Raw genomic sequence first — 12,470 nt, 5'->3', positions numbered from 1 at the left:
TTTACTCTCCTTTTCCGAAGGAAAAATCTAAAATCAACACTCTAAAATCTAAAATTAAAAATGCCAATATCTCCAAATTTCACCTCAGTTTTAAGTAAAGACTGGGAAATCAATTTCACACAATGCACACCAGCAGGTTTTTTAAAATATACCGATTTGTGTAATATTTTACAATTAACCGCCGCTGCACATTCTGAAATTGGAGGAATTAGTTTTTATGACATGCAGGAATTTCATCAGGCCTGGGTTTTAAGCCGAATGCGTGTAGAAGTGCACGCTTTACCAAAATGGCAGGACGTTGTAACCGTAAAAACATGGATTAACAGTTTAGAAAATTCACGTTCTGTTCGTGCGTTAGAAATGTATGCGAACGGAAAAAAAATCGTAGGCTGCGAAACTTATTGGGCAGTTTTTAATACACAGGCACGCCGTCCGGAAGCGCTCGCACTTCCGTATGAACATTTTGAATTATTCCCGGATAACAGAGCTACAAAAGAAGGTTTTTCTAAAATAAACATCAATCACGAAAAAGAAGCCGTTTTTGAAAAAACAGTGTATTTATCTGATTTAGACATTGTAAATCACGTCAATAATGTAAAATATCTCGAATGGTGTTTGGATCACGTCGATCCTGAAAGAATTATGAAACAGGAAGTAGAAAGCTTTGAAATGAACTTTATGAAAGAACTTTCATTAAAAGATAATGTTGTAATTCATGAAAGTGAAGACGACGATCATACAACAGCAACTTTTAGCATTACAAAAGACGAAAAAACATGTTTTGCGCTAGAATTACATTGGAAATAAATTTAAAAAAATCGTAAAGAGTAAGATCTAAAACTATAAATAAAGATGCGGCATCATTTGACCCGCATCTTTTTATTTTAATCAAATCATTTTGATTTCTTTTTTAAATCTTTTTTAGATTTCTTTTTTTTCTTCTTCAGCAAATCTATTTTGTCCTGAATTCTTTTTTCCACATCAGTTATATTGTAATCAAAAGCAAATTGTAAAGAATGTAATTTGGCTTTTTTAATTTCTTTCAGGGCTTTTTTAAATTCCTGCTGAGCTTCTAAAAGAATCGCTCTTTTTGTATAAATATCAGATTTGTTTATTCCTTTAATAGTCAAAGCAAAATCAATTAACTTTTCGGCTTCCTGATAATCTTCATTCAAAATTAAAGTCTGCAGATAATAAGGATATACTTCAAAAGCATAAATATTAATTGCTAAAGCTTCCTGAAAATAAGTCTTTGCGCTTTCATAATTTAATAATTGCTCTGCCTGAATTCTTCCGTACAAACACAAAACCATTGTGTTTTTATCATCATAAGAAAAAGCATATTCTAATGATTCAATCGTTTCTTCAAGCGAATACGGATAATTGTCCAGTGCCTGAAAAAGGTATTTATCAATTGTTTTCATTTCGTAAATCGTTTTTTAATTTTTGACGCGTTCCTTTGTAGCTTTTCTCAACTCTATTCTTTTTAAAATCACTTCCGGTAAAAACCCTGACTGGATTACCACGCTGAATATTCAGCTGATTTTCCCATTGTTTCCCAACATGATTTTTAAGCTGCACTAGTTTTTCGTCCTCTAATTTTTTTAATAATCTTTCTGTTGCCAGTTTTTTGTTTTGGTGCTGCGAACGGCTGTCCATTACCACAACGGCAATTCCTGTTGGAATATGAGTTGCCCGAATAGCCGAACTTACTTTATTAACATGCTGTCCGCCTGCTCCGGAGCTTCGCATTGCCTGATACTGAATGTCATTTTCAGACACTGAAGTATTTTTTTGGGATTCTATCTCAAAAATTCCAATAAACCAGTTCTTGCGTTTGTGCATTCTTCTAAACTGACTTTGCCCAATCCATTGAATCGTCCCGATCCAGGAATTCACAAACTGATCTGCACCTTTTCCTTTTACAGCGATAGAAGCCGTTTCAACTGTTCCATTTTCCTGACCTGCTTCTCTTTGCAGTAAAACAGTTTCTAAGTTTTGATTTTGTGCTTCTTCCAAAACTTTTTTAAGCACCTGGGCAACAACCCAAGTGCACTCTGCAGGTCCGCGGCCCGCTGTTATCTGAATTATTTTTTCCACTTTTCTATTATTTTTAGAAGCTTTTCTCTATTTTTTGCTTCTTTTACAAACATTGGCAAACGTGCTATCATTGTACCGCCGCCATTTACTTTTGAATTACGTTCTCTCAAATCTGCCCTAATATATCTTTGCAGATAATTAATATGATCCAGATTGTAAGCCCAAAATACATTGCCTGAAATTGCTGTTTGATACCATAATTCGGCATTAAACGATCTTTCTTTCCGGCTGTTTCCATCTGAAATAAATTCGAAAACTTCCTCAATTTTAGGTTTAAACCCTTTTCTCTCATTACAAACAGGACATTTTAGTTTAATTGCTTTAGGTTTTTTGTTTAATATTTGAGACTTAAATGTCACTTTATCAACATTATTACAGCAATAAGAATTTACGTAAGCAATATATTTTATGCTGTTTTCCTTTTTAGAATAGTGACAATTTTTACATTCTAAAACCTTCTTATCATTGTAATGATATTGACTTTCGAAAGTTCTTCGAACAACAGCTTTTAAACTGCACTTAGGACATTTTACGTCAATTATATCTCCAAAACTTCCCAGCCATTTATTTTCATCTTGAAACCTTTCCATCTTTTTAAGTTTTAAAAATTAACGATCCATTCTCACAATCCTCGGTGTAAAAGTTCCCAGAACTTCTACCAAATCTGTTTGGTTTGCCATTACTTTTTCAATGTTCTTGTAAGCCATTGGTGCTTCGTCAATATTTCCTCCAATCAAGGTTACATCATTGGCTTTCAAGACCTTTTTAATTTCGCTTTGCGTAAATGTACTTTTACATTTTGCTCTCGAAAATAAACGGCCTGCACCATGCGAAGCTGAATTTAAGCTCTCTGCATTTCCCTTTCCTTTTACAATATAACCCGGCGCAGTCATCGAACCCGGAATAATTCCCAATTGTCCTTCTCCTGCGGGAGTTGCTCCTTTTCTGTGAACAATGCATTCCTGACCATTAACCATTTCTTTCCATGCAAAATTGTGATGATTTTCAATTGTTACCACCACTCTTTTTCCAATCGCTTTGGCAATTCGTCTGTGTATATCATCATGGCAGGCTTTTGCATATTCTCCGGCCAAATTCATTGCCAGCCAATATTCCTGGCCATCGTGTGTATTTAAATCCAGCCATGCCAGATGCTGTACATTTTTTGGCAACGGACATTGTTTAGTCGCCAGATAAGTATAATGCTTCGCAATATTTGCACCTAAACCACGTGAACCGCTGTGTGAAAGAACAGCAAAATATTCGCCTTTTTCCAGTTTCCATTCATTCTCCGGATTATCTATTTTAGCAATTCCAAATTCAACAAAATGATTCCCCCCGCCTGAACTTCCTAATTGCTTATAGGCTTTCGGTAAAAGGTTTTTCAATAATGGAATATCCTGAAATTCACTTTTATGGAAAACCTCATGATCTACTCTCGAAGATTGTACTTCGTTCATTCCAAACTTGGTATTATCTTTTAAAATTGCTTCTAATTGATGCTCTTTTCCTTTGAAATAAGAAGCCGGTAAATCAAAAATCGAAAGACTCATTCGGCATCCAATATCAACTCCAACCCCATATGGAATTACAGCATTATCTGTCGCTAAAACTCCGCCAATAGGCAGTCCATATCCTGAATGTGCATCCGGCATTAAAGCTCCGGCAACTGAAATTGGTAATTTTAACGAATCATACAATTGAAATTTAGCTTGTTGGTCTATTTCATTTTCACCAAAAATGGTAAAAGGCGCTCTTGTTGTTTTAAGCTGATGCATTCTTACCTGAACGGGTTTTATTAAGCCTTCGGCCACTTTACCCCAGGTTCCGTTTCCTTCATATTTTTCAGGATGTAACAAAACATCTTTGGCTTCTGTCAGAATTGATTCTTTTTTTTCTCTTTTTCTATATCTGTTGATCTGCCCTAAGGCTATATTTATTGAATTATTTTTTGGAAAACCTAACTTAATCAGGTCTTTTCCGGATAATTTATTTCCCATGATTTATATCATTTCGTCTATATATTGTTGATACAATATGTTCAGACCTATATTTTTAATTGGGTTTATCTCTCTTGGATTTTCACTTTGATAATATTTCCAGCGATTAGAAAAACCTTTTACTAATTTGTTTATTTTATCTCTTAGATTATGATTCACAATATAATTATCAATGATATCAATTTCACTTTCTAAATCTGAATCGACCATTCTCGTATGCGTTACCATATGAGGACTAACACGAAGCACGTAGCGCCAAGGCTCGTTAAACACATAATGAACTTTATAGCGTTTAAAGTTGCTGCACCAGCGTTCTCTTTTATAAAAATGTACTTTTTCTTTTTCTGTCAATTCATTTTTTGAACTTGTCCATTCTGATGGTGAAAACTCTTTTACATTTTGGATCTTTTCGACATAAACATGTTTTCCTTTTCTTTTTTTCTTTCTCTTAAACGATTTTTCGGGAGAAAACTGCCATGTATTTATTTTTTCCAATAATTCTCTATAAAATGAAGCTTCGCTTGATCTGGCAACATCATCTCTTAATTTAAAATTACGCTGCCAGCCTTTTTGATAGGGAATTTCTAAAGGAACTAACGGCAAGTCTCTGCGCTTGTTCCAAAGTTCAACTTCAAGCTTTCTTAACTGAATTAATTGTTTATCAAGATCTTTTTTTACTAATCTTTTCTTTCTTCTTTTATCTTTAAAACGAGTACATAAAGCATACTCCTCTATTGTATAATTTTCCATAAAAAATTATAACGCATTAAATTAACAGCCTTATAGGCTTAACTCTTTATCCAAATGGATAAATAAATAAAATCGGATTTCGGGAAAATTTGAAGTGTCTAGAATAAAAAAAAGCCCGAAACTAAATGTCTTCGGGCTTTTTTATATATCTAAAAATTTATTTCTAAGATTGAAATAGGCCACGAAGAGTTGCTGCACCAAATCCATTTGGTGTGAAGCTTTGTGATGTCGATGTAAGTACAAACATTTTTCTTCGTTTTAAAGGGTTATTATTTTTTTCGTGTGCAAATATTCAGAATTGTTTTTTGATTTTCCAAATTTATTTTAAAGAAAATACATCTTAAAAATAATCTGTTCCTTTTATTAGATTAAAAAAACCATTTTATCTTTCTGAAAATCAAAAACATAATAACAAATTTTTAATTAAAAATATTGAATAATAAAAAATCAGAATTTCATATTTCTTGCACTACTTGTGATCTCTATTTCGCCTAAAAGACAATATTGAAGAAATAAAAAATCTTGCTATAAAAAAAAGCCCTGATTTCTCAGGGCTTATATTTTTATAGGTGAATTTGTAGTTATTCAGAAACTTTGCTTTTTACAACTAATCTAAAACCTTCTCCATGAATGTTTAAGATTTCAACATCTTCATCTGATTTTAGATATTTTCTAAGTTTAGCGATGTAAACGTCCATACTTCTTGAAGTAAAGTAGTTGTCATCTCTCCAGATTTTAGTTAAGGCTAATTCTCTTGGCATTAAGTCATTTTCATGAAGAATAAGCATTTTAAGCAATTCATTTTCTTTTGGTGATAATTTTATTGGCTCTTCATCCTGGAAGGTCAAAAATCTAAGTTTTGAATTTAAGTGGAATTTACCAATATTAAATTCAAATTGTACTTGTTCTGCTTTTGTATCAGCTGATTTTCTTTGAATAATCGCTTTGATTTTCATTAATAAAACTTCTGAATCAAAAGGTTTATTCAAATAATCGTCAGCACCGGCTTTGTATCCTTTTAACACATCTTCTTTCATAGATTTTGCTGTTAAAAAAATAATCGGCACCTCACTGTTCTTTTCTCTAATTTCTTTTGCTAAAGTATAACCATCTTTATAAGGCATCATTACGTCAAGAATACATAAATCATAAACATCTTTCTTGAATTTTTCGAAACCTTCCATACCGTTTTTAGCTAAAGTAACTTCAAAGTCATTTAACATTAGATAATCTTTAAGAACCGCCCCAAAATTTAGGTCATCTTCTACTAAAAGTATTCTTTTGTTACTATTTTCCATATTTTAATTTATTAATGGTATTTTTATAATAAAGGTGCTACCTTTTCCTTTTTCGCTTTCAACATATACTTGACCATTGTGATCCTCTACAATTCTTTTTACATAAGCAAGGCCTAAACCATGTCCTTTTACATTATGAAGGTCACCTGTATGTTCTCTATAAAACTTTTCAAATACTCGCTTTTGAGCTATCTTACTCATTCCCAATCCATGATCTTTTACTTTTATCAGGATCATGTCTTTTACGTTTTCTGTAAATATTTCAATTTCCGGAGTATCGGGAGAATATTTTATAGCATTTTCTAAAATATTAACCAACACATTGGTAAAATGTACTTCATTAATTAAACTAGTTGTTCTGGCTGCATTATAATGCTTCACTACCGTTCCTTTTCTGTCTTCTAAGATTAAATTTACATGCTCGATTGCATCATCAATAACATCTGTAACGACAGTTGGTTCTTTGGTAATATCTAATTCCCTTTTTTCCAGTTTAGAAATACGCAGTACATTTTCAACCTGCGCATGCATTCTTTTATTCTCATCCCTGATCATTTGAAGATATCGGTAAACCTTTTCTTTATCTTCGATTATTTTAGGATTTCTAATAGCATCAAGTGCTAAATTTATTGTTGCAATCGGAGTCTTAAACTCATGCGTCATGTTATTAATAAAATCTGTTTTGATTTCAGAAATATGCTTCTGACGCAGTAATTGATTTAAAGCACTTGTGTAAGCAACTATAATAATTAATGTAAAAACTATTGACAGTATTGTTATACTTAATAATTCTGACAGTAAAAATTTCTTTTTATGAGGAAATGTAACTGATAATTCATATCTGCTGTTTCCTTCATTATCAGTAAAGATTGGAATATTGTAAGTGGCTTCTTTATCGTAGTGAAATCCTTCCGATTTAATTTTCGTAGGAACGCCGCTGCTATAAATTCCAAATTCAAATTTGGTTTTAACTCCGTACTCTTCTAATTCTTTCTTTAAAAGTTTAAAAAGTTTATCTTTTGTAACCCTGCCTTCAATTGGAGTTAAAGATGCAATATCTTTATATTGAATTTGCTGCTGAACTTTATTTAAAATATCTAAACTTCCTGATTTTTCAATTTTAAGATCTGGTATAATACTTTGACCTAAACTGTTATTATCAATACCGTTATTATTATTGTAAACTTCTGTTACTCTTTTTGAACTAAAATTTTTAAATCGTTCACTGCTGAATTTTTTATTAAAAACAGATCCGTTTATATCGTAATCTTCAGAAGTAAGCGTATTAGAGTAAACAATAGTTTTATTTGTTTTTGTATTTCTCTGCACAAACAGAACTTCAAGTAAGTCTTCTTTTTTAGGAATTTTACCAGTACTATCTTTTATGCGGTTGTATTTATCGTAAAAGCTGTATTCTTCTTGCTGTTCAAGTTTGTCTGCAACATTTCCGATTACTTGTGTAACGTGGTATTTAAATTGTTCTTCATTGTTTTTAAATGAAGAGTTGAACCAAAATACCTGCACCAGAATTATCCCTATTAAGGACAAACTCATCAGTAAAACAAGTATTCTAAAAAATAATTTATTCATCGAAACAAAATTAATATTTTAACAATATACTAAATAATACATTAACCAAATATTAACATTTAAGACTGTTTTTGTTTTATATTTAAAATTTTAAGAATTTTAAGAACTTCTTCTTTAGCAATTTTAAGATTAACGTTATTAATAACAAAATTGCTTAAAGAAATTCGTTTTTCGTCATTCCACTGCATTTTCATTCTGCTTAAAACCTGTTCTTTTGTAACATTATCGCGCTGCATTACTCTTTCAATTCTAACTTCTTCAGGAGCAGCAACAGTAAGTATATAATCAAATTCTTTATACTTGCCGCTTTCAAATAAAATTGCGGCTTCATAAATTACAAGCGGCTGGTCTTTGTTTTGTGAAAGCCAAATTTGAAAATCCTTTTTTACAACGGGATGAACAATCGAATTTAACACTGCCAGTTTATCCGCATCCTTAAATACAATGTCAGCCAATTTTGCCCGATTTAAAACATTATTATCAAAGAGCGATTCTCCAAAAGAAATTTTTATCTGATTAATAATTTCTTCCGACTGCATTAACTTTTTAGCTTCATCATCAGCGATATAAACCGGAATTCCCATTTCTCTGAAAAAGCCGGCAACTGTTGTTTTTCCGCTTCCTATTCCGCCGGTCAAACCGATAATTTTTGTCATACTATATCTTAAAAAACATACGAGGAAAAGCTTCTTGTGGTTTCTTTTTTAATAAAACAACTTTTATAAAAGATTCCAAAAATCCTGTTCCATAACCGTAAAATTGTTTCCATACAGCAATTACTGATAAATATCCAATTTTTATACTTTTATTCTGGATACTTGCTGTAAGAAAAATAATAACGAAATATACAAAATATAATTGTAATAAAATATCAATGTTGAAAATTAATAGTAAAAAAGCTATCAATAATCCCAGGATAAATACCGTTGGAAAAAAGAAAGTTAACTTATTATGTTCTGGATACCAACTGTTTAATATTGGTCTTGCAATGCCGAATTTTTTTACCTGAATTGAGAATTTTTCCCAGTCAATTCTGCGTTTATGATATACAAAAGCCTCAGAAAACAGTCTGGTTTCAAATCCTAAGTTCCATAATCGGATAGACAAGTCCGGATCTTCGCCGGGATGAATGTTCCCAAAACCTTTTGACGCTTCAAATGCCTTTTTTGAAATTCCCATATTAAAACTGCGGGGCTGAAATTTATTTATTTTTTCAGAACCGCCTCGAATTCCTCCCGTTGTCAAGAAAGATGTCATAGCAAAATTGATTGCTTTTTGAACGCTTGAAAAGCTTTTTAAAGCTTTATCCGGACCACCAAAACAGTCTACATATTTTTCATCCAAAGCCTTGCGAACTTCTGTCAAGTAGTTGGAAGGAATTATACAATCTGAATCAAAAATGATAAAATAATCCCCTCTGGCCTTCTGCATTCCAAAGTTTCTTGAATCTCCCGGCCCTGAATTTGGCTTGAAATAATAAGAGATATTCAATTTCCCCTGATAGTTCATTACAACATCTTTGCAAGGGACAGTAGATCCGTCTTCTACAAGAACGATTTCAAAAGCTTCATTGTAGTCAGATTTTGTAAGACTTTCTAAAAGTTCATCAACTTCATCCGGACGATTATACACGGGTATAATTAAAGAAAAAATCATAGCGGGAACGCGGTTTTAAGTGGAATATTGTAAATTTTAAAAATTTCTGCAAAGATAGTTATATTCATAAAAAAACCACCAACTTTTGGTTGATGGTTTTAATTGTAAGATTTATGTTTTTATTTGATGCTGTCGATATTAACTACCTCATTAGCTTCTGCTTTGTAGTCAACTCCGTCAAATTCAAATCCAAATAAATTTAAGAAATCATTTCTGTAACCTGCTAAGTCTCCAATAGCCGGTAATGTTTCTGTTGTTGCTTCTTTCCAAAGTTCAGCAACTTTTGCCTGAACATCTTCACGCATTTCCCAATCATCAATTCTGATTCTTCCTTTTTCATCAACAGGAACCTCAGAACCCGTATATAATCTCTCCTGGAATAAACGCTGAATCTGCTCGATACATCCTTCGTGAATCCCTTCTTCTTTCATGATTTTATATAAAAGAGAAATGTACAGCGGAATAACCGGAATTGCAGAACTTGCCTGTGTAACTAATGCTTTATTTACAGAAACATACGCTTTCCCGCCAATAGATTTTAAATTATCTGTAATGGTAAAAGCTGTAGCTTCTAAATGGTCTTTGGCACGTCCAATAGTTCCTTTACGGTAAACTGCTTCTGTTAATTCTGGCCCTATGTATGAATAAGCAATTGTTGTTGCTCCTTCTGCTAATAAATTTTCATTTTTTAAAGCATCGATCCACATTGCCCAGTCTTCGCCACCCATTACGGCAACTGTATTTTCAATATCTTCTTCGTTTGCAGGAGCTATTGAAACTTCTGTTACGTTTCCAGTATGAAAATCAACTGTTTTATTTGTAAATGTCTGTCCGATTGGTTTTAAAACAGAACGATGTGTAACTCCTGTGTTAGGATTTGTTCTTACCGGAGAAGCTAAGCTATAGATAACTAAATCTACCTGACCTAAATCAGCTTTAATTAAATCTAAAGTTTCTCTTTTTATTTCATTTGAAAAAGCATCTCCATTGATACTTTTTGCATATAGACCTGCTTTATGAGCTTCAGTTTCAAAAGCCGCAGAATTGTACCAGCCTGGTGAAGCCGTTTTTCCTTCAACCGGCGGTTTTTCAAAAAAAACTCCAATTGTAGCAGCATCAGATCCGAAAGCACTTGTAATTCTTGAAGCTAGTCCGAAACCTGTTGAAGCACCAATAACTAATACTTTTTTTGCTCCGGCAATTGCACCTTTTGATTTGATATATTCAATTTGATTTTTGACATTTTGCTCAGCTCCCTTTGGGTGGGCAGTCAAACAAATAAATCCTCTCATTCTAGGTTCTATAATCATACTTTTTCTATTTACTCATAAACCGATCGTTTATCAAATTAGGATAAAAGACAGCTTATGCATGTTTTTGTTTAATTATTTTTCGATGACAAATATAAAGTATTTCTTTAGTTCAACAAGGCTTTAGCGTGATTTAAAGCCGAATCTGAGACCACTGCACCTGATAACATTTGCGCAATTTCTATAACTCTTTCGTCCTGAGACAATAGCTTTAATTCTGACTGTGTGTCATCGCCTACTGTTGCTTTGGAAACTTTGAAATGAGAGTCGCCTTTTGCTGCAATTTGAGGTAAATGCGTAATTGCAAAAATCTGCATTTTGGCACTCATTTCTTTCATAATTTCCCCCATTCTGATAGCAATTTCTCCAGAAACACCTGTATCGATTTCATCAAAAATAAGAGTCGGCAATTTGGAATATTGTGCTAAAATTGCTTTTACAGCCAGCATAATGCGGGACATTTCTCCACCCGATGCTACTTTTTTCAATAAACCAAAATCTGTTCCTTTGTTAGCTGAAAACAGAAATTGTAATTCGTCTTTTCCATTTTGAAAATAAGTTTCAGATGGCAAAAGCTCCATATTAAAACGAACATTTGGCATTCCTAATGTTTCCAAAATCGATATTAATTGGTTTGATAAAACCGGAATGGCGTTTATTCTGTTTTGATGAATTGCTGCTGCCAATGCATCTAATTCATTTGCTTTTTGTTGAATTGATTTTGACAAGGCTTCAATTTCTTCTTCAATATTGTCTAATTCAAGAAGTGTATTTCCTAAATCTGCCTGAATTTGAAGCAGTTCGTCTACAGAATTAACGTGATGTTTTTTCTGCAGATTAAAAATTAATTGCAGTTTTTGACTTACCAATTCTAATTGCTCCGGATCGTTTAAAAGCTTTTCAGAAGCATTTTGAAGTTCTTTTGAAATATCATCAAACTCAATTGATATACTGGTAACCCTGTCAAATAAATTTTGGTATTCTGTTGAGAAAGGGGCAATTTTCTGTAAAGCAGATTTGATTTCATTCAGATTATGAAAAATACCAAATTGCTCTTCGTTTGCAATTACAAGCGATTTATCAATCGATTCTTTGATAATTTCAACATTATTTAGTTTCTCAAAATCAGATTCTAATTCTGCCTGCTCTCCGGATTTTAATTTAGCCGAAACCAATTCATTCAATAAAAATGTATTGTATTCCTGTTCTTTTCCTGAATCACTCTGTTTTTTAAGCAGTGCATTTAATTTTGATTTATCTGATTTATAAACTTTTAATAAATCCTGATAAGACAAAATGATTTCAGTATTTTTTGCAATCGCATCAATTATTTTAAACTGAACATTTTCATCAGACAGTTCCTGAGTTTGCTGCTGCGAATGAATATCAATTAAAAACAAACTTAAATCCTGCAGTTCCTGAAGATTTACGGGACTGTCATTAATAAATGCGCGAGATTTTCCCGAAGGCAGAATTTCACGTCTGATTATTGTTTCATCTTCATAATCAAGATCATTGGCTTCAAAAAACTCTTTTAAATTGTATTTTGAGATTTCAAATTGTGCTTCAATAACACATTTTTCTTCTTTATTTTTTAATGAAGTAAGATCGGCTCTTTTTCCTAACACAAGTCCAATCGCACCTAAAATAATCGATTTACCTGCACCGGTTTCTCCTGTAATTATAGAAAAACCTTTTGAAAAATCTATAGAAAGTTTTTCAATCAGAGCATAATTTTTAATCGACAGTGAAGTTATCATAAAGGA

At 32.4% G+C, this 12,470-nt stretch carries 12 protein-coding genes; 1 reads left to right on the top strand and 11 read right to left on the bottom strand.

Annotation, left to right across the window (positions count from 1 at the left end):
• The first annotated feature begins 60 nt into the window (after window positions 1–60).
• Window positions 61–807, top strand: a complete 747-nt coding sequence (locus ASE21_RS10975) for an acyl-[acyl-carrier-protein] thioesterase (protein ID WP_057122705.1) — start codon at window positions 61–63, stop codon at window positions 805–807.
• A gap of 86 nt (window positions 808–893) precedes the next feature.
• Here the strand turns inward: ASE21_RS10975 and ASE21_RS10970 are convergent, their stop codons facing one another.
• From ASE21_RS10970 to recN, 11 genes are all read right to left on the bottom strand, one after another.
• Window positions 894–1,424, bottom strand: coding sequence for a hypothetical protein (locus ASE21_RS10970; protein WP_057122702.1), 531 nt, complete (start codon window positions 1,422–1,424; stop codon window positions 894–896).
• A complete protein-coding gene (gene prfH / locus ASE21_RS10965; RefSeq protein ID WP_057122701.1) occupies window positions 1,411–2,100 on the bottom strand; it encodes a peptide chain release factor H in 690 nt (229 codons plus the stop codon). The genes ASE21_RS10970 and prfH overlap by 14 nt, the downstream gene beginning before the upstream one ends.
• Window positions 2,088–2,690, bottom strand: a complete 603-nt coding sequence (locus ASE21_RS10960; protein WP_057122700.1) for a hypothetical protein — start codon at window positions 2,688–2,690, stop codon at window positions 2,088–2,090. Before ASE21_RS10960 ends, prfH begins: the two co-directional genes overlap by 13 nt.
• A gap of 18 nt (window positions 2,691–2,708) precedes the next feature.
• Entirely contained in the window at window positions 2,709–4,100 is a 1,392-nt protein-coding gene (locus tag ASE21_RS10955) for an RtcB family protein (protein WP_057122699.1), read from the bottom strand.
• Window positions 4,101–4,103: 3 nt separating this feature from the next.
• A complete protein-coding gene (locus ASE21_RS10950; RefSeq protein ID WP_057122698.1) occupies window positions 4,104–4,850 on the bottom strand; it encodes a hypothetical protein in 747 nt (248 codons plus the stop codon).
• A 581-nt stretch (window positions 4,851–5,431) separates the two neighbouring features.
• Window positions 5,432–6,148, bottom strand: a complete 717-nt coding sequence (locus tag ASE21_RS10945; protein WP_057122697.1) for a response regulator transcription factor — start codon at window positions 6,146–6,148, stop codon at window positions 5,432–5,434.
• Window positions 6,149–6,151: 3 nt separating this feature from the next.
• Window positions 6,152–7,738, bottom strand: a complete 1,587-nt coding sequence (locus tag ASE21_RS10940) for a sensor histidine kinase (RefSeq protein WP_057122696.1) — start codon at window positions 7,736–7,738, stop codon at window positions 6,152–6,154.
• Window positions 7,739–7,797: 59 nt separating this feature from the next.
• A complete protein-coding gene (coaE, locus tag ASE21_RS10935; RefSeq protein WP_057122695.1) occupies window positions 7,798–8,394 on the bottom strand; it encodes a dephospho-CoA kinase in 597 nt (198 codons plus the stop codon).
• 1 nt (window position 8,395) lies between these two features.
• Window positions 8,396–9,394, bottom strand: coding sequence for a glycosyltransferase (locus ASE21_RS10930; RefSeq protein ID WP_057122694.1), 999 nt, complete (start codon window positions 9,392–9,394; stop codon window positions 8,396–8,398).
• Window positions 9,395–9,513: 119 nt separating this feature from the next.
• Entirely contained in the window at window positions 9,514–10,704 is a 1,191-nt protein-coding gene (gene fabV, locus ASE21_RS10925; RefSeq protein WP_057122693.1) for an enoyl-ACP reductase FabV, read from the bottom strand.
• Between the two features lie 107 nt (window positions 10,705–10,811).
• Complete coding sequence (gene recN, locus ASE21_RS10920) at window positions 10,812–12,464, bottom strand: DNA repair protein RecN (protein ID WP_057122692.1); 1,653 nt, start codon at window positions 12,462–12,464, stop codon at window positions 10,812–10,814.
• Window positions 12,465–12,470: the final 6 nt, after the last annotated feature.

This window comes from Flavobacterium sp. Root901 (assembly GCF_001429765.1).
GTDB lineage: Bacteria > Bacteroidota > Bacteroidia > Flavobacteriales > Flavobacteriaceae > Flavobacterium.
The sequence above is the reverse complement of the archived record's forward strand: the minus strand, read 5'-3'. Positions and strand labels throughout refer to the sequence as shown.

Coding starts and splice junctions, on each gene's coding strand:
- ASE21_RS10950 (WP_057122698.1), bottom strand. CDS start 4,850: ATGGAAAATTATACAATAGAGGAGTATGCTTTATGTACTCGTTTTAAA.
- ASE21_RS10955 (WP_057122699.1), bottom strand. CDS start 4,100: ATGGGAAATAAATTATCCGGAAAAGACCTGATTAAGTTAGGTTTTCCA.
- ASE21_RS10960 (WP_057122700.1), bottom strand. CDS start 2,690: ATGGAAAGGTTTCAAGATGAAAATAAATGGCTGGGAAGTTTTGGAGAT.
- fabV (WP_057122693.1), bottom strand. CDS start 10,704: ATGATTATAGAACCTAGAATGAGAGGATTTATTTGTTTGACTGCCCAC.
- ASE21_RS10970 (WP_057122702.1), bottom strand. CDS start 1,424: ATGAAAACAATTGATAAATACCTTTTTCAGGCACTGGACAATTATCCG.
- ASE21_RS10975 (WP_057122705.1), top strand. CDS start 61: ATGCCAATATCTCCAAATTTCACCTCAGTTTTAAGTAAAGACTGGGAA.
- ASE21_RS10930 (WP_057122694.1), bottom strand. CDS start 9,394: ATGATTTTTTCTTTAATTATACCCGTGTATAATCGTCCGGATGAAGTT.
- coaE (WP_057122695.1), bottom strand. CDS start 8,394: ATGACAAAAATTATCGGTTTGACCGGCGGAATAGGAAGCGGAAAAACA.
- recN (WP_057122692.1), bottom strand. CDS start 12,464: ATGATAACTTCACTGTCGATTAAAAATTATGCTCTGATTGAAAAACTT.
- ASE21_RS10940 (WP_057122696.1), bottom strand. CDS start 7,738: ATGAATAAATTATTTTTTAGAATACTTGTTTTACTGATGAGTTTGTCC.
- ASE21_RS10945 (WP_057122697.1), bottom strand. CDS start 6,148: ATGGAAAATAGTAACAAAAGAATACTTTTAGTAGAAGATGACCTAAAT.